Origin of the sequence: Pseudomonas matsuisoli, from assembly GCF_014647635.1 — a bacterium.
GTDB lineage: Bacteria > Pseudomonadota > Gammaproteobacteria > Pseudomonadales > Pseudomonadaceae > Pseudomonas_P > Pseudomonas_P matsuisoli.
In genome coordinates this window covers 156,687-183,010 of the sequence record NZ_BMPO01000004.1, presented here as the reverse complement: position 1 = coordinate 183,010, position 26,324 = coordinate 156,687, and the positions used below count along the sequence as shown (strand labels likewise).

The following is a 26,324-nucleotide window of genomic DNA, read 5'->3' as shown; positions in this document are numbered from 1 at the left end:
TCAGACCTTGATGGAAAACCGGTAACCCGTGCCGCGTACGGTTTGCACCAGGTTTTCGTGGGCCTCGCCCAGTGCCTTGCGCAGGCGGCGAATGTGCACGTCGACCGTGCGCTCTTCCACATACACGTTGCCGCCCCAGACCTGATCAAGCAGCTGTCCGCGGGTGTAGGCGCGTTCCTGGTGGGTCATGAAGAACTGCAGCAGGCGGTATTCGGTCGGGCCCATTTCGGCGGGTCGACCGTCGATGGTCACGCGGTGGCTAACCGGGTCCAGCAGCAGGCCACCTACTTCGATGGGCGTTTCGTTATCGGCATGGCCAGTACGGCGCAGTACCGCCTTCAAGCGCGCGACGAGCTCGCGCGGCGAGAACGGCTTGGTGATGTAGTCATCCGCACCGACTTCGAGACCCTGGATCTTGTTGTCCTCGTCGCCCTTGGCCGTGAGCATGATGATCGGGACATCATTGGTCAGCTCGTCACGCTTTAAACGTCGCGCCAATTCGATGCCGGAGGTGCCGGGAAGCATCCAGTCCAGCAGGATCAGGTCCGGCTTGCGGTCCACGATCAACGCGTGCGCTTGCTGTGTGTTTTCCGCCTCCAGGCAATCGTAGCCCGCCATTTCCAGGGCGACCGCGATCATTTCCCGAATGGGCGCTTCGTCGTCGACGATGAGGATGCTTTTACCCGCCATGTCCTGCCTCGAGTCATTTGCTACAGCGCTGCATTAGATAACGGTTTTGTTGCAGAGATGTGACAAGCGTAGCCTATGTTCATCCCATAATATGGGATGAACTTTCATATATTGAGATAATCAGAAGGGAGCACTAGGATCTCGGTCATGAATGAACAAAACAAAAACATACCTACAGGTGCACAAGCACTGTTTCGCGGCCTCGCGGTTATCGATGCCGTTGCCGAAGGTGCAGTGACCCTGCAGCGGATTGGCGACGTTATCGGCTGCACACGCAGCACCACCCACCGCTTGGTGTCGGCACTCGTCCAAGCGAATTACCTGCGCGCCAGCAACGGTGAATACCAGTTGGGTTCACGGCTGATCGAGCTTGGTTTTCGGGCCCGGGCCCAGGTGCCATTGATTCAAATCGCTCGCCAGCATTTGTGTGCCTTGTCCGAATGCTGTGGCGACACGATCCATCTCGGCGTCCGCGAAGAGGACGACGTTTTCTACCTCGATAAAGTCGCCGGCAGCCGTGGGCTGGAAATGCGCTCGCGCATCGGTATGCGCATGCCGTTAGCCCTGACGGGGGTGGGCAAGGCGCTGATGCTCGACCTAGACGAAACGGAATGGGCGCGGCTCTACGACGCGGGCGTTTCGCGTCGGACCGGGCCAGGCCTGCGTGATGAATTCACACCATGGTCCGATTATCTCGCTCAGCTCAAACGTTATGCCGCGGGTGGTTACAGCTTGGACCTGGAAGAGAACGAGCTCGGTATCCGCTGCGTTGCCGCGCCGATTCGCGACGCAAGCGGCGCGATCGTGGCGGCCCTGTCCGTAGCCAGCGCCATCACCTACATGCCCGAGTCCCGGCTCGAAGAACTGCGCCCCGGCGTGGTAGATGCCGCTCGGGCGATTTCTTTCGATCTGGGCTGGAGGCCTTAATGAGCGCACTCATCGCCCTGGACTGGGGAACCTCATCCCTGCGCGCGCAATTGCTCGACGCAGACGGCGTGGCGGTGGAAACCCGTACCCGACCCTGGGGCATCATGCACACGCCGGCGGGTGATTTCGCCACGGCTTTTCGTACGTTGGTCGGTGACTGGCGGGAGCGCTGGCCGGATGCGCCGGCCCTCGCCTGCGGCATGATCGGTAGCCGTAACGGCTGGCGTGAAGTGCCTTACGTCGATGCGCCTGCCGACGCCGCTGAGCTCGCCAAGGGCCTGCTGAGTTTCGACAGCGGATGCGGCGATCTACATCTGGTGCCGGGCGTCATGCAGCGGGGCGAGCTCCCCAATGTGTTGCGCGGTGAAGAGACGCAAGTGTTCGGCGCCTTGCAGATGTGCCCCGAACTCGTCGAGCGCGGCGTGCTGGTCCTGCCTGGCACGCACAGCAAATGGGTCGACGTGTGCGAGGGCCGCCTGGAGCGTTTCGCCACCTACATGACCGGCGAGCTGTTCGCCGTTCTGCGTGATCATTCGATTCTCGGGCGACCGGCTCGCGACGAAGGTCACGAAGGCGCCGCCGATGCCTTCCAACTGGGCCTTCGCAATGCCCGCGATGCCGGTGCCCAAGGCATCGCATCACGCTTGTTCACCACGCGCAGCCTGTATCTTGCCGAAGCCCTGCCGGCCGCCCACACGCTGGATTACCTGTCCGGCCTGCTCATCGGCGAAGAGTTGCGCAGCGTCGTCGCGTCACTGCATGACGAGGCCTGCCCGCCGCTGGTGCTCATCGGCGATGCCGCGCTCTGCGACCGCTATCGCCAAGCCCTCGCGTTTTACGGAATCACGGAAACGCGCCATCTCGAACACGCCACCCGCGCCGGCCTTTGGCAGATCGCCACCGCCGCCGGACTTGTGGCCGCTCGTGCGTCCTGACAGGAGCTGCTCATGTTCAACGACTACCTTGCACACCTTCCGCTCATCGCGATCCTGCGTGGCATCACCCCGGCGGAAATCGTGCCGGTCGGCCGCGCCCTGTACGCCGCAGGCTTTCGCGTTATTGAGATTCCGCTCAACTCGCCCGAGCCCTTGGAAAGCATCCGCCTGCTGTCCCGCGAACTGGGCGAGGACTGCCTCATTGGCGCCGGCACCGTACTGAACGAGCGACAGGTCGCAGATGTGGCTTCAGCGGGCGGGCGACTGGTGGTTTCGCCGAATGCGAACACGGCGGTGATCCGCGCGACCAAGGCTGCTGGCATGGCCAGTGCACCGGGTGTCGCTACGCCAAGTGAAGGCTTCGCCGCCCTCGACGCCGGTGCGGATGCCTTGAAGCTGTTTCCCGCCGAACAACTTGGCCCAGCCGTACTCAAGGCCTGGCGCGCGGTGTTCCCAAAGGAGCTGCCAATGCTGCCGGTCGGCGGCATTACGCCAGACAACATGACGCCGTACCTCAATGCCGGCGCGAACGGCTTTGGGCTCGGGTCCGCGCTGTACAAGCCGGGCCTCACGCCGGCGCAGGTGTCCGCCAACGCCGAGGCGTTCGCGTCCGCGTGGCGCGCGCTGCGTACCTGATACTTCTCCCACCCGAAACAAGAACGACGGGGATCCCGCCATGAAAATTACCAAGCTCACCACTTACATCGTGCCGCCGCGCTGGTGCTTCCTCAAAATCGAGACGGACGAGGGCGTTACCGGCTGGGGCGAGCCCGTGCTGGAAGGCCGCGCCCATAGCGTGGCCGCTGCCGTCGAAGAGCTGGGCGAATACCTGATCGGCAAGGATCCACGGCAGATCGAAGACCACTGGACCGTGCTCTACCGCGGTGGTTTCTATCGGGGCGGCGGTATCCACATGAGTGCGCTGGCCGGTATCGACCAGGCATTGTGGGACATCAAGGGCAAGGCGTTGGGTGTGCCCGTGCACGAACTCCTCGGTGGCCAGGTGCGGGACAGTATTCGCGTCTACTCCTGGATCGGCGGCGATCGTCCGGCGGAAACCGCAGCCCACGCCCTGGAGCGTAAGGAAAAAGGCTTTACCGCGATCAAGATGAACGCCTCCGAAGAGATGCAGTTCGTCGATACCTTCGACAAGGTCGATCAAGTCCTGGCCAACGTAGCCGCTATCCGCGAAGCCTGCGGTCCGCACTTCGGCATCGGTGTCGACTTCCACGGCCGCGTGCACAAGCCCATGGCCAAGGTCCTGATCAAGGAGCTCGAGCAGTTCCGCCTGATGTTCATCGAAGAGCCAGTGCTCAGCGAAAACTACGAAGCCCTCAAAGAAATCGCGCTGATGAGCAACACGCCCATCGCGCTGGGCGAACGTCTGTATTCGCGCTGGGACTTCAAACGCATCCTGCAGGACGGCTACGTCGATATCCTCCAGCCGGACCCGTCCCACGCCGGCGGCATCACCGAGACGCGCAAGATTGCCAACATGGCTGAAGCCTACGACGTCGCCATCGCGCTGCATTGCCCGCTCGGCCCGATCGCCTTGGCCGTGAACCTGCAGCTCGACGCCAACTGCTACAACGCCTTCATCCAGGAGCAGAGCCTCGGCATTCACTACAACCAGGGCAACGACCTGCTGGACTACATCAAGAATCCCGAGGTCTTCGACTACGCCGACGGCCACGTGAAGATTCCGCAAGGGCCAGGGCTCGGCGTCGAGGTGAACGAGGAATACGTCAAGGAGCGGGCCGAGGTTGGGCATCGCTGGCGCAATCCCATATGGCGGCACAAGGACGGCAGTTTTGCCGAATGGTGAAAATTCGCTTCGGGGCTGCTGCGCTTGCTGGCGCTGCGTTGGAACTCGATTCGAAATGCTCATGCACTTGATGTGCACTGCGCGTTCTCACCGAGTTCCGCCTTGCGCCAGCTGCGCTCGCGACGCCCTGAAGCGAATTTTGGCCGACCCGACTCTCTTTGGCTGACAACGGTGAATCGCGCCTGAAAGGCGTGGTTGAAGCCAGCTCTCCCCAAACCAGCTCGCAACAATTCCAAAACAGGTACCGAGCGATGCAAACGAGTGCTTCACAAGGGGCCGCGCAGGCGGCAGCGAATCTCGGCAAGCCGACGCGTTCGCGTTATTTCATCATGGTGCTGCTGTTCGTAACGGTGGTGATCAACTATCTGGACCGCAGCAACCTGTCCATTGCCGCGCCACATCTAGCGAAGGATCTGGCGATCGATCCGGTGCACATGGGCTTAGTGCTGTCGGCGTTTGGCTGGACGTATGCGGCCATGCAGATTCCTGGCGGCTGGCTGGTGGACAAGGTCTCGCCACGGGTGTTGTATCCGTTGGCAATCGGCCTGTGGTCCCTGGCGACCGTTGGCCTTGGGTTCGTGGGCAGCTTCATCGGGTTGATCGTATTGCGTTTGGCGGTCGGCGCGCTGGAGGCTCCGGCTTATCCCATCAACAATCGGGTCGTGACGAGTTGGTTCCCGGAGAGCGAGCGGGCAACCGCTATCGGTTTCTACACGTCGGGGCAGTTCGTTGGCCTCGCGTTTCTGACGCCGGTGCTGATCTATTTGCAGCAGACGTTCGGCTGGCACATGGTGTTCGTCGTGACGGGTGGGATCGGAATCGTCTGGGCCGTGATCTGGTACGCCGTTTACCGCGAGCCAAAGGACTTCAAAGGGGCCAACGAGGCTGAGATCGCGCTGATCGAACAGGGCGGTGGCCTCGTCGATTTGGACAAGGCGAACAGCACCAAGGCGCCGTTCCAGTGGCGTGATCTGGGTATCGTGTTGAGCAAGCGCAAATTGTGGGGCATTTACCTGGGGCAGTTTTGCCTGACGTCGACGCTTTGGTTCTTCCTCACCTGGTTCCCGACGTATCTGGTGCAGTACCGTGGCATGGACTTCATCAAAGCGGGCTTTTTGGCATCGGTGCCGTTCCTCGCGGCGTTCTTCGGCGTGATCTGCTCGGGGCTGCTGTCCGACTGGCTGGTACGCCGTGGCTACTCGCTGGGCATCGCCCGCAAACTGCCCATCATCAGTGGTTTGCTGATTTCGACCGCCATCTTCGGCGCCAACTACGTGGACACACCAGCGCTGATCATTGCGTGCCTCGCCATTGCTTTCTTTGGCAATGGACTGGCATCGATCACCTGGTCGATGGTCTCGGCCCTTGCGCCGGCACGTCTGCTGGGGCTGACCGGAGGAGTGTTCAACTTCGTCGGTAACCTGTCGGCGATCTGCGTGCCCATCGTGATTGGCTTCCTCGTCGAGGGCGACAATTTCGCACCGGCGATCACCTACATCGCGGTAATGGCGCTGATCGGCGCGTTGAGCTACGGCCTGCTCGTCGGCAAAGTCGAGCGCATCGAGGAATAACGCTGCTCCGTATTCGTAAGGCGGGTGCAACCTGCGGTGTTTCAAAGTACGCCGCGCGGGTTGCACCGCCCTACGAAGACATCGCTGCCTGTGCAACCTGCGCCCGTGCCTGTGCGCAGTACAGCACGCCCTGCAAGTGTATCTGCTCGAGAACACTAGCCCCGAAGCTGCTATCTTCCCGAAACCGAACCATCGGACCGGTCGGTTGACCTGGGATGACGCCGCGCGTCCTCGATAGACACGTCAACGGACCTTGTGACCTGTAATGCCATCAAAGCTGGGCTTACAGCTATTTCTCCTAAAAAGACTCACGAGGAACGCACATGCGCCTGATTCAAGGGTTCGCTCTTTTGCTATCGCTGTGTGCTGGCATGGCCCATGCCGAGGCACTGGATGACATTAATGCGCGCGGCACGCTGCGCGTTGGATTGGAAGGCACGTACCCGCCGTTCAACTATCGCGAAGGTGGTCAGTTGGTCGGCTTCGAGGTGGAGCTGGCCGAGGCCTTGGCGAAGGAGATGGGTGTCAAAGCCGCCTTCACCACCGCCGAATGGAGCGGCCTGCTGGCGGGGCTGCAAGGCAACAAGTACGACGTGGTAATGAATCAGGTATCGGTCTCGGACAAGCGTCGCAAAGTGTTCGATTTCAGCCAGACCTATACCTACTCCAGCCCGCAGCTGATCGTGCGCGAGGACGAAACGCGCCACTTTTCGTCCTTTGAAGATCTCGTTGGTTTGAAACTTGGCGTGGGGCAGGGCACCAACTTCGCCGAGCAGGCGCGTGCGGTCAAAGGCATTCATGTACAGACGTATCCTGGCGCGCCGGAATACCTGCAGGATCTCGTTGCCAAGCGCATCGACGCGGCCCTGAACGACAGCCTGTTGATTCCCTATGCGATCAAGCAGGCCAAGTTGCCGCTCAAGGCCGGTGAGCCGGTCGGTGCTCCGACCGAAATGGCCATTCCCTTCCAGAAGAACAATCCGAAGCTGGAAAAGGCGATCAACGACGCGCTGGATACCCTGAAGGGTAATGGCGAATTCGCAAAGATCTCCAACAAGTGGTTCGCGCAGGACGTCAGCAAGCCTGCTGCTGCCCAGTAATGCCTTGATCGACCGGCGCCGCAGGCGGTGCCGGCTCTGGAGCCTGCATGGACTTGAGTTCCTTTGTGCCCGCGATGTTCACCAACTGGCTCGGGCTCGTCGAAAGCGGCTGGCCATTGCTGGTGCAGGGCACGCTTTACACGTTGATGTTCGCCTCGGTGTCCATGGTGCTTGGACTGGCGCTGGGGTTCATCACGGCAGTGATACGCGTCGTCAACATACCCCTTATCGCACCGTTGTTCGCCGTGTACGTCAGCGCAATGCGCGGCACGCCGTTGCTGGTGCAGATCTTCGTCATCTACTACGGGCTGCCCAGCCTCGGCGTGGAGTTCAGCCCGGTCACGGCGGGCATCCTGGCGTTGACACTGAACGTTGCGGCCTATCTGTCCGAGTCCATGCGCGGCGCCATTCTCGGGATCGATAAAGGTCAGTGGGAATCAGGCATTTCAATGGGGCTGACCTGGTTTCAAGTGCTGTGGCGCATCATCACCCCGCAAGCTTTGCGCCTGGCGGTGCCGAGCCTTTCGAACAGCTTGATCAGCCTGATCAAGGACACGTCGCTGGTCTCAGTGATTACCGTTACCGAGTTGATGCTGGCAACGAAGGAACTAATCGCCGAAACCTTTCAGCCGTTACCGCTCTATCTTACGGCGGCGGCGATCTATTGGATTCTGTCGTCGTTGTTCGAGCGGGTGCAGCGGTTTCTGGAAAAGCGCCTTACGGAGCCGATGAAGCGGTGAGGGTGTTGAGTGCGGTGTGAATCTGGTGGTCATAGGGGCGACCTTCGGTCGCCTTCGCGACTAAAGTCGCCCCTACATGGTTCGGGTAGGCCTCTAGCTCAACGTATCCACAGTATCTGTAGGGGCGACCGGGCGGCGGTCCGCTTTAGTCGCGAAGGCGGCAGAGCCGCCCAAAGGGTCGATGGACCGCACCATTTCGCCGCCATCGCCCCTCACCCCACCGCGTAATGCATCACGATCCCCGCAAAGATCGCCAAGCCCGCCCAATGGTTATGCAGGAACGCCTGGAAGCACACCATTGGCTCGCGATTCCGTGTCTTCCAGAACTCCCACGCAAAGCAACCGGCGGCGGCCATCAAGCCGAGGTGGAACCACCCGCCCAGCTCGAATTGCCCACCCGCCAGGATCAAGCAGAACAGTGCGAAGAGCTGTAACCCCAGGATGATCACCCGGTCGGCGTCACCAAACAGAATGGCCGTGGACTTGATACCGATTTTCAGATCGTCCTCGCGATCCGCCATGGCGTAGTAGGTGTCGTAGCCCACTGTCCACACCACATTGGCGATGAACAGCAGCCACACCGCCGCTGGTAACTCGCCGGTTTCAGCCGTGAACGCCATTGGCATGCCCCAGGCGAACGCCGCCCCCAGCACCACCTGCGGGTAATAGGTGTAGCGCTTCATGAACGGGTAGAGCGCGGCAATGGCGACCGCGCCGAAGGACAGCCAGACCGTCGTGGCATTGGTCAGCAGGACCAGCCCGAACGCGATCACGACCAGAATGGCGGCGAAGCCCAACGCTTCCTTTGCGCTGATGTGCCCCGTGGCCATGGGGCGTTCGCGGGTACGGCTGACGTGCCCGTCGAAATTGCGATCTGCGTAGTCATTGATGACGCAGCCTGCCGCGCGCATCAGCACGGTACCGAACACGAAGATAACCAGGTTCTTCACACTCGGTACGCCCTCGGCGGCGATCCACAAGGCCCAAAGTGTCGGCCATAGCAGTAAATAGATGCCGATGGGTTTGTTCATGCGGGCCAACACCCAAAAGTCGCGCCAGCGGTGCATGTATTTGCCTTGGCGGGTAGGCGGCGTGGCGAAGGCTTTGCGGGTCGACGGTTGGGGCTGTTCGCTAATGGAGCGCTTACGTTTTTTGGTCATCGTCTTACCTGGATGAGGCGGCTTCGGCAGCCCAGAACGCGGGCAGAAATACTTCCATGACCAGCACGCCCAGTGCATTCCGGCGAAAAACGGAGCGGCGTGCCCAGAGCGTTGCATCGTTTGGGAATGGAAGCCAGGCGGGGGGATAGCCTGCTGCTTTCAATTCGCCACGGGAGAACGCGCGATCGCTGAAGAGCAGCTCCCCGAGGGAGCGAGTGCCAAGGCTGGCAAGATCGAAGCCATCGGCGCGCAATGCGGACTCACCCGCAACGCTGCGGGCGTACACCCAGCCTTCACCGTGCCCACGCAACAGAACCTCGCGTGCCCAGCCACAGCTGGCGTGCGGTAGCCCGAGCTCTTCGCATTCGTCGCTGCGTAGTGTCTGCCACCCTTCTTTGAGTGGGAGTACGCTGAACTCTCCTTCGGCCAAGGCCGTGAGCCTGCGCGTGAGGGAGTCCTCATTGAACAACCATTCGCGCTCGCGAGGTTCCACGTGGAGCATCTGGTCGGCAGCCAGCCATTGCGGGGCAGGTCGGGTATTAGGCACAGGGCGCTCTGTGTTCGTCATGGAGCGGCGAGTTTAGCAGCGGCAATAGGGGCTGGCATCCGATGGTACAAAGCCTGGGCTCACTCGAGGCGCGCTTAACGCTGTCGCGGGCATTGCGGATGGCCGCCCCGCCCACTCCCACACGCTTCCACTGAAGCGGACGTCTGTAGGGCGGATGCAACCCGCGGCTTTCAACTCACGCGGGTTGCACCCGCCCTACGGTGTAGGCTCTATTCAGCCCCAACCTTCCAACCGCATGCTTGCGCGAATCAATCGCTGCTCCTCTTGCTCGATCTCCTGAAAACTGTCGCGGATGCCGTGAATGTGGTCACGCGCCGCCCGTTGTGCCTGTTCGGGTAACCGGTTGATCACCGCGTGATAGAGCCTGCTGTGCTGCCGCTCAATCTGTTTCATGCGGGGCGGGCGGTGATAGAGGTTGTTGACTGACGCGTAGACGGTGTTGAGCAACAGATCGGTCAAGGACTGCAGGGTGTGAACGAGCACAGGGTTGTGGGAGGCCTCGCAAATCGCCAGGTGGAAGGCATGGTCTCGTCGTGCATGTTCGCGTGCGTCCAATCCTTCCAGCTGCGCGTGCGCGTCAACCATCTCACGATAGCGACGGCCGAGCAGGATGAAATCCGCTTCCGTGCCGCGCAGGGCTGCTAGCCGTGCGGACTCCGCTTCCAGCAGCCCACGCACTTCCAGCAGGTCGTACAGCGTGCGCGGTTGTGAGCCGAACAGGTGCATGAGAGGGCTGGCGTCCGCAGGCGGAGAAAGGCTCGCGACGAAGGAGCCCTTACCATGAGCGGTCTGGATGATGCCGCGGGCGCGCAGCACACGCATGCCTTCGCGTAACGCTGAGCGCGAGATACCGAGACGCTCGCAAAGCCGTCGCTCGGAGGGCAGCGCCTGGCCGGTTTTTAGAACGCCGTCCACGATGAGTCGCTCGATGCGTTCAGCGACCACATCGGCAACCTGGCGTCGCTCGACAGAAGAGGGCGGCATCATGGTTTTTATTGTTTGGCTCAGTGGTAGGACCAGTAGAGCTGCTTTGAGCGGATTCGTCCATTCGACCGTTGGATAGCCTGCCTTACCGGGCGCCAGATACCGCTCTCCTGCCGCAGCGGCGCACGAACTGGTCGGACCAGTGCAGTCAATGCTGGACGCCGCGGGGCAATCAGGGGCTATCGTGATCAATAACGAACGCCAGTCCAACGTTCGCCAACAAGAACAACAAGATGGATAGCCTGCATGAACATCCTCTACGACGAGCGCGTCGACGGTGAACTGCCGCGTGCCGATAAGGCGATACTGCTGGCTGAGTTGCGCCAGCGGATACCTGATCTCAAGCTGCTGCACAGCGCCGAAGACCTGCGCCCGTATGAATGCGACGGGCTTTCCGCCTACCGCACGACGCCAATGCTGGTCGCGTTACCCGAGCGGCTGGAGCAGGTCGCCACGCTGCTGAAGGTCTGTCACGCGCAGAAGATACCGGTAGTGCCGCGCGGCGCCGGTACCGGGCTGTCCGGCGGCGCCTTGCCGTTGGAGCAGGGCGTACTGCTGGTCATGGCGAAGTTCAACCGCATCCTCGAGATCAACCCTCAGGGGCGGTTCGCTCGCGTCCAACCCGGCGTACGCAATCTCGCCATTTCCCAGGCGGCGGCGCCCCATGAACTCTATTACGCCCCTGATCCTTCCTCGCAGATCGCCTGTTCCATCGGTGGCAACGTTGCCGAGAACGCCGGCGGCGTGCATTGCCTGAAGTACGGTTTGACGGTGCATAACCTGCTGAAGGTGGAGATTCTCACTGTCGAAGGTGAACGGTTGACGCTGGGCAGCGACGCGCTCGATTCGCCGGGCTTCGACCTTTTGGCGCTGTTCACCGGTTCCGAAGGGATGCTCGGCGTCGTGACCGAGGTTACCGTCAAGCTGCTACCCAAGCCGCAGGTGGCAAAGGTGCTACTGGCGGCGTTCGATTCAGTAGAGAAGGCGGGTGCGGCGGTCGCCGACATCATCGCGGCCGGCATCGTCCCTGGCGGCCTGGAGATGATGGACAACCTGTCGATCCGGGCAGCGGAAGACTTCATCCACGCCGGTTACCCGGTGGACGCCGAGGCCATCCTGTTGTGCGAACTGGACGGTGTCGAGGCCGACGTACACGACGACTGCGAACGTGTGCGCCACGTGCTCGAAAAGGCCGGCGCCACCGAAGTGCGGCTGGCAAGGGATGAGGTCGAGCGGGCGAAGTTCTGGGCCGGCCGTAAGAACGCCTTCCCGGCGGTAGGCCGTATATCGCCGGACTACTACTGCATGGACGGCACCATCCCCAAGCGTCAGTTGCCCGCGGTGCTCCGGGGTATCAAGGATTTTTCGGACGAATATGGGCTGCGTGTCGCCAATGTGTTCCATGCGGGTGACGGCAATATGCACCCGCTGATCCTGTTCGATGCCAACGCGCCTGGTGAGCTGGAGCGCGCCGAGGAACTGGGCGCGAAGATCCTCGAGCTCTGCGTCGCCGTCGGTGGCAGCATCACCGGTGAACATGGCGTGGGTCGGGAGAAGATCAACTCGATGTGCGTGCAATTCAATGCCGACGAGCTGACGGTGTTTCATGCGGTAAAAGCGGCGTTCGATCCATCCGGCCTGCTCAATCCCGGCAAGAACATTCCCACCTTGCACCGCTGCGCCGAATTCGGCGGTATGCACGTGCACGCCGGCAAGCTGCCGTTCCCTGAATTGGAGCGTTTCTGATGAGCACGGCATCGATGATCGAACGCGCGGATGACAGTGCCGCCGTACTGGTCGAGCAGGTTCAAGATGCGCTTTCGCAGCGGCGACCGTTGGCGATCAGGGGCGGCGACAGCAAGGCGTTTCTTGGACGCATGGTGGACGGCGAGCCGTTGGACATGCGGGCGCACATCGGCATCGTGAGCTACGACCCTACGGAGCTCGTCGTGACGGCGCGGGCCGGGACGACGCTGGTCGATCTGGTCGCGGCACTGGATGCCCATGAGCAAATGCTGCCATTCGAGCCACCCCGGTTCGATGGCGTGGCGACGCTGGGGGGCAGCATTGCCAGCGGATTGTCCGGACCGCGGCGGCCCTGGGCGGGGTCGGCGCGGGATTTCGTGCTCGGCACGCGCGTGATCACCGGGCATGGCAAGCACCTGCGCTTTGGCGGCGAGGTGATGAAGAACGTGGCGGGCTACGATCTTTCCCGGTTGATGGCCGGCAGTTTCGGTTGCCTGGGCATCATTACCGAGGTGTCTCTGAAAGTGTTGCCGAAACCACGTTTGTGTCGGTCGTTACGCCTTGAGATGCCGGCCGACCGTGCGCTGTTGAAATTGTCGGAGTGGGGCCAGCAACCGCTGCCCATCAGTGGTGCCTGCCACGACGGTTCGGCATTGTGCTTGCGTCTGGAGGGCGGTGAAGGTTCGGTTCTTGCCGCGTGCGATCGCTTGGGCGGCGAACCGCAACAGGCGAGTCTCTGGGACGACCTACGCGAGCAGCGCCTGGATTTCTTCCGCGATCCGCGTCCGCTCTGGCGGCTGTCCGTTCCCCTCGCCACGCCAAGCCTTGCGGTGCCGGGAGAACAATTCATCGACTGGGGCGGCGCGCAACGCTGGTTAAAGTCCGATATGTCCGAGGCGGACCTCCGGCGCATCGTGACGGAGGTGGGTGGTCACGCGATCTGCTACACGGCAGGCCACGCAGCGAGCCCGTTCCATCCGTTGCCGACCGGGCTCATGCGGTATCACCGCCAACTCAAAGCCGCGCTCGATCCCCAGGGCATCTTCAATCCGGGCCGCCAGTACGCAGAGGTATGAGGTCGTCATGCAAACCAATCTGAGTGATAGCGCCAAGCGCCTGGTCCATGCCGCCGAGGCCGAACGCGTCTTGCGGTCGTGCGTACACTGCGGCTTCTGCAATGCGACCTGTCCGACCTACCAGGTGTTGGGCGATGAGCTGGATGGCCCACGGGGGCGCATCTACCTCATCAAGCAATTCCTCGAAACGGACGAGGTGTCGGACAGCACCCAGGAGCATCTGGACCGTTGCCTGACCTGCCGCAACTGCGAAACGACCTGCCCGTCGGGCGTCGAGTATCACAAGCTGCTGGATATTGGCCGGGCCGCGGTCGAGGCTCGGGTCGAACGGCCATTGGGCGAGCGATTGCTCCGTGCCGGATTGCGGGCGGTGGTGCCCAGACCACGGCTATTTCAGGCGCTGACACGTAGCGGCCAGGCCTTCCGGCCTCTGCTTCCCGCTGCCCTCAAAGCAAAGTTACCGGCCCATGTGGCGCGGGCCAAGGAACGCCCGCAAGGACAACACGCGCGTCAGGTTTTAATGCTCGAAGGCTGCGTGCAGCAAAGCCTGTCGCCTAATACCAACGCTGCGACGGCGCGGGTACTCGACCGTTTTGGTATCGGCGTCACGCCCGCCCGTGAAGCAGGCTGTTGCGGTGCGGTGGACTACCACCTCAATGCGCAGGACACCGGCCTGGACCGCGCGCGGCGTAATATCGATGCCTGGTGGCCCGCGATCCAGGCGGGCGCCGAAGCGATCGTGCAAACCGCCAGCGGTTGCGGCGCCTTCGTGAAGGAATACGGCTATCTGCTGCGCGACGATCCCGCCTACGCGGACAAGGCGCGACAGGTGTCCACACTGGCGAAGGATCTCGTCGAAGTGCTCCGGGAAGCGCCGCTGGAAACCGTTACCCTGTGCGCTGACAAGCGCCTGGCCTTTCATTGCCCCTGTACCTTGCAACACGCCCAAAAGCTGGGTGGCGCGGTCGAGGACGTGCTCAAGCGCCTGGGCTTTCACCTCACAGCGGTGCCGGATGCCCACCTGTGTTGTGGCTCGGCGGGTACCTATTCCATCACTCAACCCGTGTTGTCGCGGCAATTGCGCGACAACAAGCTCAATGCGCTGGAAAGCGGCAAGCCTGACGCCATCGTCACCGCCAACATCGGCTGCCAGACCCACCTCGATGGCGCTGGCCGCACGCCTGTTCGGCACTGGATTGAAGTCGTGGATGAGGCGATGGGGTAGGGCAGCAACCCGCGCTTGTGGAACGCGCGAGTGGTTAGGGTCTTACCGAGGGCTTGTGCGTCTCCCAACAAATTCATCCGGCAGTCTCTAATCCGTGTTCGAATAACGCACCGCTGAACTCGTCTGGACTCCCATGTCGTCTGCTTCCAAGCCCTCATCGAATGCTTTTCTAACCGTCGCGCCTGTGGTTTTTCTGCTGCTCTGGTCCGCTGGATTTCCCGTGTCCAAGCTGGCGCTGGAGTACTCCCAACCCATGGGGCTGTTGGCAATTCGCTATGCGTTGACGGCGGCGGTACTGCTGGTGCTCTTCGCGATCTTGCGGCCCGACTTGCCGCGGGGCATGGCGTGGGTGCACGTGGCGGTCGTCGGGTTCTGTATCCAAGTGATGTATTTCGGCTTGAACTATTTCTCACTGATGGAGGGGACGTCGGCAGGTGTGCTAGCACTCATCACGTCGTTGCAGCCCGTGCTGGTCTCGGCGCTTGCGCCGAAGTTGCTGGGTGAGCGTGTCAGCTTGCAACGCTGGGCCGGGCTGGCGCTGGGTCTGACGGGAACCGTTGGCGTCATCGCCGCGCGTTCCGGCATCGAAACCGATTCCATCCTTGGCCTCGTGCTTGCCGTCGGTGCACTCATCGGCATGACGACCGCGATCCTGTACGAGAAACGCCATGGCACCGGGGTGCATCCGGTCATTGGCAACCTGATCCAATACGCGGTCGGGTTGCTGTTCTGTGCGCCGGCCGCCTGGGTAACGGACCAATACCACTATGAGTGGACGTGGGGGCTGATCGGACCCTTGCTGTACCTCGTGCTAGGTAATTCGCTGGTGGCGATTTCGTTGTTGATTGCCCTGACCCGGGCGGGCGAAGTGTCTCGCGTGTCATCGCTGTTCTTCTTCGTGCCGCCGTTGGCAGCAGTCATGTCGATGATTCTGCTAGGCGAACCCATGCCGCCGTTGGCGTGGGGAGCAATGCTCATATCCGTTATCGGTGTAGCGATGGCGACACGGCCAACACAAAACGAAGCCGCTAAATAGAGCGCTCGTTCACCGTTCGTCGATTTTTTGTCGCCAGCATGGCGGGCCACCATTGTGGTTGTCGGGTTATTGACTATGTTGCCTACCAACTAGAAGACCCCGAGACCAGACATGGACGTCGATTCTGCTCTACGGGTGGATACCGCTCCGGTTGTCCGCTTGTTCACTGCCAATGCGCTGCTCGCTGAGCTGTTCCGGCATTTGCTCGAGCCGGACATGCGCGTGTCACTGCAGCCATTCTCCGCCGCCGCGAATGACGTTGCCTCGCTTTGGCTGTTCGATGCAGGCAGCGTAACGGCGGACGCCCTCGAAATTGGGCTCCATCGCTGCGGGTCCGAAACGCCGATCGCGTTGATCAACGCCCCATTGGATGTTGCCGCCACCTGGGTCGAGCGTTGGCCTGTCATCCGTGGCGTGTTCTCACCGCAAACCAGCCGTGAAAATTTGTTGAAAGGGATTGCCACACTGCTCGCGGGACAGGATTGGCTGCCGCGCGTGGTGATGGGACGGCTAGTGCAACGGCTCCGCGACTTGCAACGGCCCCTCTCGGATGCGCTGACGGAGCGCGAGCGGGAAATTCTCGTCTTGGTCGGCCGGGGCTGCTCCAACGCGGAAATTGGCGAAATACTTTGCCTTAGCCCGCACACCATCAAAAGCCATATTCGCAATCTGCTTCGCAAAACCGGTACCTCGAACCGCACCGAGGCTGCCTCGCTGTTCCGCGGTTTCATGGTGTCGCGATGAAGGGCGGTTGGTTGATCCTGCTGGCGCTGCTCGTCATGCCCGCCAAAGCAGAGGAAGACATCATCCAGGGTCTGGTGGTGGACAACACCATCACGCGCTTCGGTCACGACTTTTACCGTCACTTCACGGCGCGGCTCACCGACACGACGCAAATGGACTTCAACCTCGTCGTCCTCGAACGCCCATCGGCGCGCTGGGGAAGTCTCGTTTGGGTGGAGTACGAGCGGCGCGTGCTTTACCGCCAGTTCCTGCAACCCAACAACAACCAGCTTATGGATGCCGCCACGGCTGCCGCCGACATCGTGGTGGAGAACATCGCACGGCGGCGCCTGGAAGATCTGCTCCAGGACAACTTCGACATGGAAAGGGATGAACTATGAAACTGGATCGAAAAGGGCTGGCGCTGCTGGCCTCGTTCGTGTTGCTGCCCGTGAACGGGCATGCCACCGAATTGGTGTACACGCCCGTGAATCCGTCGTTCGGCGGTAACCCGCTCAACGGGACGTACTTGCTCAACAACGCGACGCTGCAGGATCGCAACAAGGATCCGGATGCCCGAACGTCCTCCTACAACAGCCAGTCGGCGCTGGAGCGCTTCACCGGGCAGCTGGAGTCGCGCCTGCTCTCGCAGATTCTCAATAACATCGAGGATGGCAACGCCGGCTCTCTGACCACTGACCAGTTCTTGATCAACATCATCGACGACTCGGGAAACCTGACGGTGCAGATCACGGATCGCATCACGGGCGAAATGTCCGAAATCATCGTCAACGGCTTCGACGCGCCCTGAATTTCGCTCCCGAGAACTCATCATGAAGATGTCTTTTTTTACAGCGCTCTGCCTGTGTGCCGCGCTGAGCCAAGGGTGTACCGTTCGCGACCCAATGCCTGCCGAGGCGCAGGAAGCGCCTAGCCTGACGCCGCGCGCATCCACCTACTACGATCTGCTCGAACTGCCACGACCCAAAGGTCCGTTGGTCGCCGCTGTCTACGGGTTCCGCGATCAGACCGGCCAGTACAAACCCAACCCGTCGAGTTCGTTCTCCACGGCCGTGACACAGGGGGCGGGCAGCATGCTCGTCGATGCGTTGCAGGCCAGCGGCTGGTTCGTCGTGCTCGAGCGGGAAGGCCTGCAGAACCTGTTGACCGAACGTAAGATCATCCGCGCGACGCAGAACAAACCGAACCTGCCGGAAAACCTGCAACCGGAGTTGCCCTCTCTACAAGCCGCGAACCTGCTGCTCGAAGGCGGCATCGTGGCCTATGACACGAACATCCGCAGCGGCGGTGAAGGCGCGCGGTATCTCGGGGTCGGCGTTTCCGAGGAGTACCGCGTCGACCAGGTCACGGTGAACCTTCGTGCGATCGACACGCGCAGCGGGCTGGTGCTGGCCAACGTCATGACGTCGAAGACGATCTACTCCATCGGTCGCCAGGCCGGGGTGTTCAAGTTCATCGAGTTCAAGAAGCTGCTGGAGGCCGAGTCGGGCTACACCACCAACGAGCCGGCCCAGCTGTGCGTGCTGTCCGCCATCGAGTCGGCGGTCGCCAACCTCGTGGCGCAAGGCATTCAGCGTCGCCTGTGGCTGGTGGCGAACGAGTCCGACGTCGCCGGGAGCTCGTTGGCGAAATTCATGGACGTGCCGGTGCGGAGGGATTAATCCCTCCACGCGCTGAGCGGTCCTGTTTTTCATCCGATCGGGTGATATCGGTCCGGCGGCGCCCGGTCGAGAATCCCGCCACGACAAAAAGGTATGTTCACCATGGATCGGGCAAGGCGATTGTGTGCAGGGTTTCTCGGGTTTGCACTGCTGGGCAGTGTCCATGCCGGGGATCTTCTGGACGGTGGGGATCTCGTCGCGACGGGTGATCTGGCGGTAGGTGCCAGTGCCTACGCGCAGTACTCCGCCGTGGCGCAACGCGGCGATGATAACCGCGCGGCGATCGACCAGGCTGGGCGCAACGTTCAGGCGGTGATCGGTCAGGCCGGCCGCGATCAGGAAGCCGAAATCCTTCAACAAGGTACCGACCTTACCGCCTCGATCATCCAGGTTGGTGCCGAGAACGAGGCCGCCATCATCCAGCGCGGCAATGGCAACAGAGCCAGCATCGCGCAGTTCGGTGACCAGAATCAGGCCCGTGTCGAACAGATCGGCAGTGGGCTTTCCAGTCACGTCACCCAATTCGGCAACAGCATGACGACCACCGTCACGCAGTTCCGCTGACGCGTGTCTTCAAACGGGAAGAAGGAGCTTCTTATGAAATGGTGTGCGTGGGTCGTGTTACCGGTGATGCTTGCTTCCTTCACGGCGCAGGCACAAGTCGTTTTCGAAGGTGCGGACATACTTCAAGAAGGCGACCGTTTGACGGCAGAGGTCGTGCAGCAAGGAACGCCGCATTCGGCATATATCGCCCAGACCAATCAGACCGACAGCCACGTTTCGATCGAGCAGAAGGGCTATCAACTCAACGGTTGGGTCGTGCAGTACTACGGCACGCGTTCCACCGTCATGGTCGATCAGGAGGGCTCCTTTAACTATGCGGGGGTCGCCCAAAGCGGAAGGTTCGAGGGCGATAACCATGCTCGGGTCCAGCAGAACGGTACGGGCAACAGCACAAGCATTAGGCAGTACCACGGCGGCAATTCGTTCGACGCGCGGATAGACGGCAACGACAATGTTATCGATGAGCTGTACATGTTCGAGGGCAATGCGACCACGGTGGTACAGCAAGGCAACGGGAACGACATCCGGTGGGGGTACCTCTGGGGTGGGACCGCAATGTTCATGCAGTACGGCGACGCTAACCAGATTGATTTCGGCGCCTCCTATTCCACCGAAATAGATCAGCTGAGTGTGGAGCAACGTGGAACGCTCAACCATGCGGGCCTTGAGTTGGCGAATCTGGGGGGAACGCTAAACGTCATCCAAGTAGGTGACCGTAACGACCTGAGCGCCTCTATAAGCGGTGCGGGCAACAACGTCAGCAGCACATCCGCCGGCGACGACAACCGCATCGAGCTTGATGTGGTAGGCGACGCCAATCTCGTCAGCCTTCAGCAAAGCGGCATCGAAAACGCAATCGATGCGTCGCTGCGTGCCAGTAGTGCAGGGCTATCCATTAGCCAATCCGGCGGTGCCAACAACGCGTTGGTCACCTTGCTCGACGGTGCCGCCGGCATTTACCAAACCGGTAATAGCAACGTTGCCAACATCCATCAGGTGATCCGGTAAACATTTCGAATGCGCTGGTTCGTATCCGCCAATGAATAGCAGTCCCCGAAAAGGAGTTCCCATGTCTTTCCCTCGCCGTACCGCGCTCACGTTGGCCACCTGCCTGGCCTGCATGCCGGTGTTTGCCCAGTCCGTCGCTGAAATCGTCCAGCGCGGCGAGCAGAACCAGTCGAATGTATCCCAGGATGGGACAGGTCATTTCGTGCGCAACGAGCAATCGGGTAACCAGATCAGCGCTCAAGTGGAGCAGACGGGTACCGGTCAGTCGGCACGGATCTATCAATCACGCATGCAGGAAAGCGCGGTTTCGGTCTACCAGTCTGGTGCGAACAACGCGTTCACGGCGTATCAGGATCGCGGCACCGAGCATGCGATCAGTCTGCGCCAGGACGGTCGGGGCCAAGTCGCCACGGTCGCCCAGCGAGGCGACGGCACTGGGCTCTCCATGGACCTTCAACAACAGGGTGCTGGCAACGTCTTCCTGCTGAGCCAGGACGGCTTCGGGCACGTGCTGAATGTGGACACCAACGGCCAATACAACCGCGTCGAGGTGGAGCAGTACGGCGGAAGTACGGTCAGTGCCGACATCAACCAGACCGGCAACAGCAACCAGATCAAAGTGGTGCAAGACATCGTTGGCACCGTGACGATCGATCAGGCCGGCTTTGCCAACCGCGCGAGCCTGAACACGACCGGGCGCGATTACGCCAATGTCGACCTGAAACAGGACGGCAACCGCAACGTGGCGGACATCGATGTCAACGTCCGCATGGCCCAGACCACGGTGACGCAGATCGGTAACGACAACAACACCCGCGTCGACCAGGGGATGCTAGGTGGAGAAGTCCGCGTCACCGTGGAAGGCAACGGCAACGACGCCACGCTGGATATCAATGGCACGAGTCAAACGGCTCATCTCGACCAGTTCGGTAACGACAACGTGGCTGATATGAACATAGATGGCTTTGGCGCGACGGGCATCATCGATCAGACCGGTAGTGCGAATGTGGCGGGCATCGTGCAATCCCCCACGTCTGATTTCTCCTTCAACAGCGCATCGATCGTGCAAAACGGGAACGGCAACGTCGCCAACATCACTCAATGATGTCGTGAGATGGGTAGTACGGACGGACCGTTAATCAACGTAACTGAGGACACTACCCATGAAACTGCTTAGACCTTCCATAACACTGGCCCTGCTGTTGGCAAGTACGACCACGTTCGCCAATTCGGCGGCAATAGACCAGATCGGAAACGATAACGAAGCCACGATCGATCAGCCCGGTGCAGGCCAATACGCGCGAATCGAACAGCAGGGTGATCGTCTGGACGCGAGCGTCGTTCAGCGCGACACAGGGCACTCGGCGCTCGTTCAGCAGCTGAACAGTGTCGACAGTTCCGTCAGCGTTCAGCAGGAAGGTGGTTTTAATGCGATGTCCATCTACCAGACCGACACGCAGGGCGCTGTCGCGAGCGTCGAGCAATCGGGGTCGGAAAATACGCTGTCGCTCACGCAAACCTCGGGCGATTACCCAGGAAGCGGCTATCAGTCGGCCGTTATCAGCCAAGCCGGTTTCGCCAACGATTACCAGATCGTGCAAAACGGCGCAGGCCATTCCCTGACCGCGACGGCCAGTGGCGAGTCGAATACGTTGCGCGTGAACCAGAGCGCTTATGCGACTCAGGCTACGATAAGTCAAACCGGGACCGCGAACGCTATCGACCTGAGCCTGGACTCCGCGGGTCGCGCAGTGCTGACGCAAACCGGCGAAGACAACAACCTCACGATGAATGTGGGTGGTTATGAAGCCGGCAGCGCGACATTGACCCAAAACGGTAACGGCAACGATGCGACGGTCAACATGCCCGGTCGCATGACTGACTTGGCCTTCGAGCAAACAGGCAATGGCAACGTATTAGACGCTTTCGTTAGCGGGCGGGACAACGTGTTCACCGGTTTTTCGCGGGGCGATGACAATATCGTAAACGCCAGAGTGGACGGCTTCCTCAGTACGGGCTCAGTCGAGCAGACCGGCTCCAACAACGAGGCCAATCTCATCGTTGAAGGGTTCGAGAATGTCGCGAGCATTGTGCAAATTGGGGATTTGAACCAGGCGTCCATCAGCCAGGCGAACTTCGAAACGACGCACCGGGCGGCCATCCAACAAGCGGGCAACGGCAACGTCGCCAGCATTACTCAACGCTAGTCCAGACGGGGTCGGGAATCGCCCTTTGGCAGGGAGTTAGTCAAGGGGCGCTCTCACGCCAGTGACAAGAATGTCACGGCCACTCCCTGCGAGCTTCAAAGCAGATAACACGGACCGCTCTCTCTTCTTTGTGTAAGGAAGGACTTCACCCGATGACATTGCTAAAACCGGCTGCAACGCTGGCGCTACTAGTTCTCGCCACTGCGGTACATGCTAATTCGGCGTACCTCGAGCAGGTTGGAAACGACAACCAAGGCACGATCGATCAGACCGGCGCAGGCAGCTACGCACGCTTGTATCAGCAGGGCGAAGGGCTGAACGGACGTATCGCGCAGGACGTGACGGGGCACTCTGCATTCGTCGAGCAGCAAGCCGTTATCGACAGTACCGTGAGCATTGAGCAGCAAGGTGGTTTTAACACCGCAAGTGTCTACCAGCGAGATACCCAAGGTGCATCAGCAGGGATTTTCCAAGACGGCTCGGAGAATACCGTGACCCTTTCTCAGGCGTCATCGGACTACCCGGGCGGAGGCGGGCAGGAAGCAACGCTCACGCAGGTCGGCAGCCAGAACGACTACCGGATCGAGCAGAATGGTCCGGGTAATTCGGTAACAGCAGCGAGCTACGGCAGCCTCAACACCGTCCAGGTCTTCCAGGATGGGTTGAGCAGCCAGGCTGTGATCACGCAGACCGGCCTGGGGAATACCGTTAGCGTGACGCAGGACTTTATCGGTATCGCGACCCTCGCGCAGACGGGCGATGACAACCGCATCGACCTGACCCAGGGAGGCCGCGACCCTTCCGGTGCGACCTTGACACAGACCGGTAACGACAACGTCGCCAGTGCTGCCACCTGGGGGCGTTTCAACCACCTAGACTTCGAGCAGACCGGCAATGCCAACCGTTTGGACGGAACCGTCGATGCGCGTGACAGCACGCTGAGCGGCTTTTCACGTGGCGATGACAACGTCGTGATCGCGCGCGTAAGCGGAGTGCTCAGTGACGGGCTCGTGGAGCAGACCGGGTCGGGCAATACGGCTGATCTGAACGTGGATGGCTACGAGGTTAGCGCCAGAATTACCCAAACGGGCGACACGAACCAGGCCGTATTGGCTATCCAGGGAAGCTATGACTTTGGCGCCGCATCAAGCGCCAGTATCGTTCAAGCGGGCAACGGCAACGTCGCCCGCATTACCCAGCGCTAAGCCAGACGCGAAGGATCGCGCGGCTACCGGCGTGGCTCCTCGGCAGGTCGACGAATGTGGCCGAGGAGCCCTTATTCGAATACCGGGGCGTCGAGGACGATGTTCCGGCAATACGAGCCTGACCGCTCGTAATGGCGGGTTCGGTGGATACAACCCTTCGACCTTGCCCTATACGCCGCCCGACAGGGACATCGATCAGCGGCAAAAAGGTCGCCGGTGTGCGACCAGGCGTGCTTGACCCCGACTATAACGATGCATCGATTGTGCGAGACAAAAGCGGCGGCGTCGCCAGTGTCACTCGATGAAGTTCCGAGCGGAAAATGGAGACCCACCGTTTGTAGCCGCACGGAGGACACTGCCATGAAATTACTCAATTCCGCCTTAACGCTTGCTGCGTTGCTCGCGGCGACGACTACGCTCGCCAATACCGCGACCCTGGAGCAGACCGGTAACGACAACCAGGGGACGATCGATCAGACCGGCGCCGGCCACACCGCGACGCTGATCCAGCGATACGTCAATGCCGTTGGTAGCATTGTGCAGGCTGATACAGGCCATGTTGCTTATGTGGAACAAGGCAATGAAAGCACGGTGACGGTCGAGCAGTCAGGCAGCTCCCAGATCGCGAATGTCTATCACGACAGTGATAACCATCAGACTTCAGTCGTCCAAAGCGGCGCTGAAAACCGACTCGAACTCAGGCAGGCAGATGATGATGGTTCTGGCGGCTACCACACCGCGGTGATCTCGCAGACCGGTTATCAAAATGCCTATCAAATCGAACAAGTCTGGGCCGTTGCCTCTCTTACTGCTTCATCTGACGGCGATTTGAACACGGTGCAAGTTCTGCAGAACGGCATTGGGGTTAGCGGCACGATCAGCCAAGTCGGTAACGAGAACGCCGTCAGTCTCGATCAGAACTTCAGTGGCACGGCGACGCTTACGCAAGTCGGCGATCGCAACCAGATGGACGTTCGCCAAGGCGGTCTCGAATCCCCCAACGCCGTGCTCACGCAGTCCGGTAATGACAACCAGATGACGGCCAACGTCCAACATAAATTCAATGAACTGTATTTCGATCAGATTGGTGATCGGAACACCTTGGACGCGGTTGTTTCCGGTCGGAGCTCATCGCTGCGTGGTTTCTCGCAAGGTGACGACAACGGGGTCGACGCCATCGTGAGCGGAGATATCAACGTGGCAACGATCGAGCAGACAGGCTCTAGCAATACGGCTTATCTACGTGCACAAGGCCATGGACTGGATTCCAGCATCATCCAAACCGGCAACGGCAATCAGGCTTCCCTCACGCACGGCAGTTACGACAGTGGGTACGGTTCCAGCGCCGCGATCGTGCAGGTCGGGGACGGCCATGTCGCTAACGTCGTTCAGCGCGATTGAGTATGTGGCGATGGAGCGCGTTGCTTGTGATGTGGCTCTTTGGCGCGCCCGTGATGGCCGCTGAAGCGCCGCGTCTCTCGGTACAGCGACTCGATGACGGCGCTGCGGAGGTGCAGGTCTGCTTTGCGCGCGATCGCTCCGAACGTCGCTACGAGCTGCTGGTGACCCACCGTGACCTGAACGGTAATCGCAGCCAGAGTCGTCAGCGCGGTACGGTTGCGGCAGACGGAGAGGGCTGCCCGGTACAAACGCGCATCGGGCTCAAGCTCGGGGCCACGCTCGATGTTCGCCTTCGCTGGTGGCAAGGCGCGGAAGAACAGCCTGCGATCGAGCAGCGGCTCGAAGGGCAGCAGTCCACCTAAGCGTTTGCGAGTCAGTAGCCCGGGTGAAACCCGGACCGCGACTCAGCCTTACGCCCAATACCCCGGCTGCGCGTAAATCTCCTTCAGATAGTCGATGAACAGCCGGACCTTCGCAGGCTGGTAGCGATGCTGGGGGTAGACCGCCTGGATGTCGTAATCCGGCAGCGCGAAATCATCGAGGACGGTCACCAGTTCGCCGCGCTCAAGTTCGGATTGGATTTCCCAGGTCGAGCGCCAACCGATGCCGAGCCCCTGGCAAATCCAGGCAAACAGCAGCTCGCCGTCGTTGCAGGACAGGTCGCCGGACACCTTTACCGCAACGGGCTTGCCGTCACGCTGGAAGGTCCAGCTGCGTTGATGCCCTGCTTGTGGGTTGAATGCCAGGCAGTTGTGGTGCACGAGCGCTTCGGGCACTTGCGGAGCGCCGTAGCGCGCGAAGTAACCGGGCGTACCACAAACCACCCGCTGATTGCCGGCAAGCTTGATGGCGACGTAGTTGGGATCGATGGCGCCGCCGATGCGAATACTCATGTCGTAGCCCTCGGCGACGAGGTCGATGATGCTGTCAGTGAAATTGAATGACAGCTTGAGCTCGGGAAAGCGCCGTCGGAAGCCCAGCACATGGGGGGCAATGTGGCGCCGGCCAAAGCCAGCCGGGGCAGAAACGACGAGGTGTCCGGCTACGGATGTGCTGCTGCTGGCGATGCCCGCTTCCATCTCGTCAAACTCGCGCAGCAGTTGGCGCGCCTGTTCGAGCAACTGTTCGCCGTTCTCGGTGAGCGTTAGGCCGCGGGTCGAGCGGTGCATCAGCTTCACGCCCAAGCGCTTTTCCAGGGCGTCGAGACGTCGCCCGAGGATGGCCGGTGTGACGCCCTCGGTCAGCGCGGCTGCGGCGAAGCTGCCTTTCCCTGCGACTTGGACGAAGCTGTGCAATTCGGTGTAACGCGCCATTCGATACTCCTGGTATGGACAGAAACCGATTCTAGGCGCTTCTCGTCCGCTTTGGCTCTGGCATGCTGTGATTGTTATTAGAAAAGTATCGATTAACGCCTGATTTCGTCGCGGGTGCGAATGAAACGTCAACAGATCCTGGAAGACTGGCGATTGGCTCGAAAACGGGCTTAGCTCAGTGATCCCTTTCCTCAAAAATGGAGTGCCTCATGCAAAGCAAAGCCGTCCTGACCCAGACAGAAGTCTCACGCATGCTCGCCGCCGCGCGTGACGAGGCGATTCGAAACGACTGGAAGGTGGCGATCGTGATCGTCGACGACGGTGGGCACCCCTTGGCACTCGAACGCCTTGATGGTTGCGCGCCGGTCGGCGCCTACATCGCGACCGAGAAAGCCCGCTCGGCAGCCATGGGTCGTCGGGAAACCAAAGGCTACGAAGACATGGTCAACGGTGGACGTACTGCGTTCGTCACGGCGCCGATCGTAACGGCGTTGGAAGGCGGCGTGCCGATCGTTCATGAAGGCCACGTCATTGGCGCAGTCGGGGTTTCGGGCGTGAAGGCGGACCAGGATGCCCAGATCGCAAAGGCCGGCATCGAAGCACTCGGTGCCTGAATCCAGAACAATAACGAGGACTGC

The 26,324-nt window shown here is 61.0% G+C and carries 27 protein-coding genes and 1 pseudogene; 23 read left to right on the top strand and 5 right to left on the bottom strand.

Annotated elements, in window-relative coordinates; genetic code table 11:
* Nucleotides 1-690 (bottom strand): phosphate regulon transcriptional regulator PhoB, encoded by a 690-nt coding sequence (phoB, locus tag IEY47_RS10180; RefSeq protein WP_188983118.1) that lies wholly within the window; start codon nt 688-690, stop codon nt 1-3.
* A gap of 147 nt (nt 691-837) precedes the next feature.
* Here phoB and IEY47_RS10175 point away from each other — a divergent pair, with 147 nt between their 5' ends.
* The 7 genes and pseudogenes from IEY47_RS10175 to IEY47_RS10145 form a co-directional block, all read left to right on the top strand.
* Nucleotides 838-1,617: an IclR family transcriptional regulator gene (locus IEY47_RS10175; protein ID WP_188983117.1), complete on the top strand. Its 780-nt coding sequence runs from the start codon at nt 838-840 to the stop codon at nt 1,615-1,617.
* Nucleotides 1,617-2,552 carry a 2-dehydro-3-deoxygalactonokinase gene (locus IEY47_RS10170; RefSeq protein ID WP_188983116.1) on the top strand — a complete coding sequence of 312 codons (936 nt, stop codon included), beginning with the start codon at nt 1,617-1,619 and terminating at the stop codon, nt 2,550-2,552. Before IEY47_RS10175 ends, IEY47_RS10170 begins: the two co-directional genes overlap by 1 nt.
* Before the next feature lie 12 nt (nt 2,553-2,564).
* Nucleotides 2,565-3,188: a 2-dehydro-3-deoxy-6-phosphogalactonate aldolase gene (locus IEY47_RS10165; protein WP_188983115.1), complete on the top strand. Its 624-nt coding sequence runs from the start codon at nt 2,565-2,567 to the stop codon at nt 3,186-3,188.
* 40 nt (nt 3,189-3,228) lie between these two features.
* Nucleotides 3,229-4,377 (top strand): galactonate dehydratase, encoded by a 1,149-nt coding sequence (dgoD, locus tag IEY47_RS10160; RefSeq protein ID WP_188983114.1) that lies wholly within the window; start codon nt 3,229-3,231, stop codon nt 4,375-4,377.
* A gap of 251 nt (nt 4,378-4,628) precedes the next feature.
* Nucleotides 4,629-5,948 (top strand): MFS transporter, encoded by a 1,320-nt coding sequence (locus tag IEY47_RS10155; protein ID WP_188983113.1) that lies wholly within the window; start codon nt 4,629-4,631, stop codon nt 5,946-5,948.
* Nucleotides 5,949-6,271: 323 nt separating this feature from the next.
* Entirely contained in the window at nt 6,272-7,048 is a 777-nt protein-coding gene (locus IEY47_RS10150; RefSeq protein ID WP_188983112.1) for a transporter substrate-binding domain-containing protein, read from the top strand.
* 110 nt (nt 7,049-7,158) lie between these two features.
* A pseudogene (locus IEY47_RS10145) lies at nt 7,159-7,788 on the top strand (amino acid ABC transporter permease); the annotation flags it as partial.
* A gap of 212 nt (nt 7,789-8,000) precedes the next feature.
* Here IEY47_RS10145 and ubiA read toward each other — a convergent pair.
* From ubiA to glcC, 3 genes are all read right to left on the bottom strand, one after another.
* On the bottom strand, nt 8,001-8,855 hold the full coding sequence (gene ubiA / locus IEY47_RS10140; protein WP_229779388.1) for a 4-hydroxybenzoate octaprenyltransferase: 855 nt from the start codon (nt 8,853-8,855) through the stop codon (nt 8,001-8,003).
* Nucleotides 8,856-8,952: 97 nt separating this feature from the next.
* Nucleotides 8,953-9,495: a chorismate--pyruvate lyase family protein gene (locus IEY47_RS10135; protein WP_268240453.1), complete on the bottom strand. Its 543-nt coding sequence runs from the start codon at nt 9,493-9,495 to the stop codon at nt 8,953-8,955.
* A gap of 234 nt (nt 9,496-9,729) precedes the next feature.
* Nucleotides 9,730-10,500, bottom strand: coding sequence for a transcriptional regulator GlcC (gene glcC / locus IEY47_RS10130; protein WP_373293566.1), 771 nt, complete (start codon nt 10,498-10,500; stop codon nt 9,730-9,732).
* Between the two features lie 246 nt (nt 10,501-10,746).
* Between glcC and glcD the strand changes: the two genes are divergently transcribed.
* The 15 genes from glcD (at nt 10,747) to IEY47_RS10055 (ending at nt 24,735) form a co-directional block, all read left to right on the top strand.
* Nucleotides 10,747-12,246: a glycolate oxidase subunit GlcD gene (gene glcD, locus IEY47_RS10125; RefSeq protein ID WP_188983107.1), complete on the top strand. Its 1,500-nt coding sequence runs from the start codon at nt 10,747-10,749 to the stop codon at nt 12,244-12,246.
* A complete protein-coding gene (gene glcE / locus IEY47_RS10120) occupies nt 12,246-13,322 on the top strand; it encodes a glycolate oxidase subunit GlcE (RefSeq protein WP_373293558.1) in 1,077 nt (358 codons plus the stop codon). The genes glcD and glcE overlap by 1 nt, the downstream gene beginning before the upstream one ends.
* A gap of 7 nt (nt 13,323-13,329) precedes the next feature.
* Nucleotides 13,330-14,547 carry a glycolate oxidase subunit GlcF gene (gene glcF, locus IEY47_RS10115; protein ID WP_188983106.1) on the top strand — a complete coding sequence of 406 codons (1,218 nt, stop codon included), beginning with the start codon at nt 13,330-13,332 and terminating at the stop codon, nt 14,545-14,547.
* A gap of 133 nt (nt 14,548-14,680) precedes the next feature.
* Nucleotides 14,681-15,583 (top strand): DMT family transporter, encoded by a 903-nt coding sequence (locus IEY47_RS10110; RefSeq protein ID WP_188983105.1) that lies wholly within the window; start codon nt 14,681-14,683, stop codon nt 15,581-15,583.
* Nucleotides 15,584-15,694: 111 nt separating this feature from the next.
* The gene (locus IEY47_RS10105; RefSeq protein ID WP_188983104.1) at nt 15,695-16,327 is read left to right on the top strand and encodes a helix-turn-helix transcriptional regulator; all 633 of its coding nucleotides are present in this window, start codon (nt 15,695-15,697) and stop codon (nt 16,325-16,327) included.
* A complete protein-coding gene (gene csgE, locus IEY47_RS10100; RefSeq protein ID WP_188983103.1) occupies nt 16,324-16,707 on the top strand; it encodes a curli production assembly/transport protein CsgE in 384 nt (127 codons plus the stop codon). The genes IEY47_RS10105 and csgE overlap by 4 nt, the downstream gene beginning before the upstream one ends.
* The gene (locus IEY47_RS10095) at nt 16,704-17,117 is read left to right on the top strand and encodes a curli assembly protein CsgF (protein WP_188983102.1); all 414 of its coding nucleotides are present in this window, start codon (nt 16,704-16,706) and stop codon (nt 17,115-17,117) included. Before csgE ends, IEY47_RS10095 begins: the two co-directional genes overlap by 4 nt.
* Before the next feature lie 28 nt (nt 17,118-17,145).
* On the top strand, nt 17,146-17,988 hold the full coding sequence (locus tag IEY47_RS10090) for a CsgG/HfaB family protein (RefSeq protein WP_188983406.1): 843 nt from the start codon (nt 17,146-17,148) through the stop codon (nt 17,986-17,988).
* 93 nt (nt 17,989-18,081) lie between these two features.
* Nucleotides 18,082-18,552 carry a curlin gene (locus IEY47_RS10085; protein WP_229779359.1) on the top strand — a complete coding sequence of 157 codons (471 nt, stop codon included), beginning with the start codon at nt 18,082-18,084 and terminating at the stop codon, nt 18,550-18,552.
* Nucleotides 18,553-18,585: 33 nt separating this feature from the next.
* A complete protein-coding gene (locus IEY47_RS10080; RefSeq protein ID WP_188983101.1) occupies nt 18,586-19,560 on the top strand; it encodes a hypothetical protein in 975 nt (324 codons plus the stop codon).
* A gap of 61 nt (nt 19,561-19,621) precedes the next feature.
* Nucleotides 19,622-20,665 carry a hypothetical protein gene (locus tag IEY47_RS10075; protein WP_188983100.1) on the top strand — a complete coding sequence of 348 codons (1,044 nt, stop codon included), beginning with the start codon at nt 19,622-19,624 and terminating at the stop codon, nt 20,663-20,665.
* Nucleotides 20,666-20,723: 58 nt separating this feature from the next.
* The gene (locus IEY47_RS10070; protein ID WP_188983099.1) at nt 20,724-21,767 is read left to right on the top strand and encodes a hypothetical protein; all 1,044 of its coding nucleotides are present in this window, start codon (nt 20,724-20,726) and stop codon (nt 21,765-21,767) included.
* A 152-nt stretch (nt 21,768-21,919) separates the two neighbouring features.
* Nucleotides 21,920-22,972, top strand: coding sequence for a hypothetical protein (locus tag IEY47_RS10065; protein WP_188983098.1), 1,053 nt, complete (start codon nt 21,920-21,922; stop codon nt 22,970-22,972).
* Between the two features lie 360 nt (nt 22,973-23,332).
* Nucleotides 23,333-24,373 carry a hypothetical protein gene (locus IEY47_RS10060; protein WP_188983097.1) on the top strand — a complete coding sequence of 347 codons (1,041 nt, stop codon included), beginning with the start codon at nt 23,333-23,335 and terminating at the stop codon, nt 24,371-24,373.
* A gap of 26 nt (nt 24,374-24,399) precedes the next feature.
* Nucleotides 24,400-24,735 (top strand): hypothetical protein, encoded by a 336-nt coding sequence (locus IEY47_RS10055; protein WP_188983096.1) that lies wholly within the window; start codon nt 24,400-24,402, stop codon nt 24,733-24,735.
* Nucleotides 24,736-24,783: 48 nt separating this feature from the next.
* Here the strand turns inward: IEY47_RS10055 and IEY47_RS10050 are convergent, their stop codons facing one another.
* The gene (locus tag IEY47_RS10050; RefSeq protein ID WP_188983095.1) at nt 24,784-25,686 is read right to left on the bottom strand and encodes a LysR family transcriptional regulator; all 903 of its coding nucleotides are present in this window, start codon (nt 25,684-25,686) and stop codon (nt 24,784-24,786) included.
* 209 nt (nt 25,687-25,895) lie between these two features.
* Here IEY47_RS10050 and IEY47_RS10045 point away from each other — a divergent pair, with 209 nt between their 5' ends.
* Entirely contained in the window at nt 25,896-26,300 is a 405-nt protein-coding gene (locus IEY47_RS10045) for a heme-binding protein (RefSeq protein ID WP_188983094.1), read from the top strand.
* The last annotated feature ends 24 nt before the right edge of the window (nt 26,301-26,324 follow it).

Bases quoted from the DNA above. Each gene is read 5' to 3' on its own strand.
- IEY47_RS10110 (WP_188983105.1), top strand. From the start codon at position 14,681: ATGTCGTCTGCTTCCAAGCCCTCATCGAATGCTTTTCTAACCGTCGCG.
- glcF (WP_188983106.1), top strand. From the start codon at position 13,330: ATGCAAACCAATCTGAGTGATAGCGCCAAGCGCCTGGTCCATGCCGCC.
- glcD (WP_188983107.1), top strand. From the start codon at position 10,747: ATGAACATCCTCTACGACGAGCGCGTCGACGGTGAACTGCCGCGTGCC.
- IEY47_RS10165 (WP_188983115.1), top strand. From the start codon at position 2,565: ATGTTCAACGACTACCTTGCACACCTTCCGCTCATCGCGATCCTGCGT.
- IEY47_RS10050 (WP_188983095.1), bottom strand. From the start codon at position 25,686: ATGGCGCGTTACACCGAATTGCACAGCTTCGTCCAAGTCGCAGGGAAA.
- IEY47_RS10070 (WP_188983099.1), top strand. From the start codon at position 20,724: ATGAAACTGCTTAGACCTTCCATAACACTGGCCCTGCTGTTGGCAAGT.
- ubiA (WP_229779388.1), bottom strand. From the start codon at position 8,855: ATGCACCGCTGGCGCGACTTTTGGGTGTTGGCCCGCATGAACAAACCC.
- IEY47_RS10090 (WP_188983406.1), top strand. From the start codon at position 17,146: ATGTCTTTTTTTACAGCGCTCTGCCTGTGTGCCGCGCTGAGCCAAGGG.
- glcC (WP_373293566.1), bottom strand. From the start codon at position 10,500: ATGCCGCCCTCTTCTGTCGAGCGACGCCAGGTTGCCGATGTGGTCGCT.
- IEY47_RS10170 (WP_188983116.1), top strand. From the start codon at position 1,617: ATGAGCGCACTCATCGCCCTGGACTGGGGAACCTCATCCCTGCGCGCG.
- csgE (WP_188983103.1), top strand. From the start codon at position 16,324: ATGAAGGGCGGTTGGTTGATCCTGCTGGCGCTGCTCGTCATGCCCGCC.
- IEY47_RS10080 (WP_188983101.1), top strand. From the start codon at position 18,586: ATGAAATGGTGTGCGTGGGTCGTGTTACCGGTGATGCTTGCTTCCTTC.
- IEY47_RS10060 (WP_188983097.1), top strand. From the start codon at position 23,333: ATGAAATTACTCAATTCCGCCTTAACGCTTGCTGCGTTGCTCGCGGCG.
- glcE (WP_373293558.1), top strand. From the start codon at position 12,246: ATGAGCACGGCATCGATGATCGAACGCGCGGATGACAGTGCCGCCGTA.
- IEY47_RS10045 (WP_188983094.1), top strand. From the start codon at position 25,896: ATGCAAAGCAAAGCCGTCCTGACCCAGACAGAAGTCTCACGCATGCTC.
- IEY47_RS10175 (WP_188983117.1), top strand. From the start codon at position 838: ATGAATGAACAAAACAAAAACATACCTACAGGTGCACAAGCACTGTTT.
- IEY47_RS10155 (WP_188983113.1), top strand. From the start codon at position 4,629: ATGCAAACGAGTGCTTCACAAGGGGCCGCGCAGGCGGCAGCGAATCTC.
- phoB (WP_188983118.1), bottom strand. From the start codon at position 690: ATGGCGGGTAAAAGCATCCTCATCGTCGACGACGAAGCGCCCATTCGG.
- dgoD (WP_188983114.1), top strand. From the start codon at position 3,229: ATGAAAATTACCAAGCTCACCACTTACATCGTGCCGCCGCGCTGGTGC.
- IEY47_RS10075 (WP_188983100.1), top strand. From the start codon at position 19,622: ATGTCTTTCCCTCGCCGTACCGCGCTCACGTTGGCCACCTGCCTGGCC.
- IEY47_RS10105 (WP_188983104.1), top strand. From the start codon at position 15,695: ATGGACGTCGATTCTGCTCTACGGGTGGATACCGCTCCGGTTGTCCGC.
- IEY47_RS10095 (WP_188983102.1), top strand. From the start codon at position 16,704: ATGAAACTGGATCGAAAAGGGCTGGCGCTGCTGGCCTCGTTCGTGTTG.
- IEY47_RS10085 (WP_229779359.1), top strand. From the start codon at position 18,082: ATGTTCACCATGGATCGGGCAAGGCGATTGTGTGCAGGGTTTCTCGGG.
- IEY47_RS10150 (WP_188983112.1), top strand. From the start codon at position 6,272: ATGCGCCTGATTCAAGGGTTCGCTCTTTTGCTATCGCTGTGTGCTGGC.
- IEY47_RS10065 (WP_188983098.1), top strand. From the start codon at position 21,920: ATGACATTGCTAAAACCGGCTGCAACGCTGGCGCTACTAGTTCTCGCC.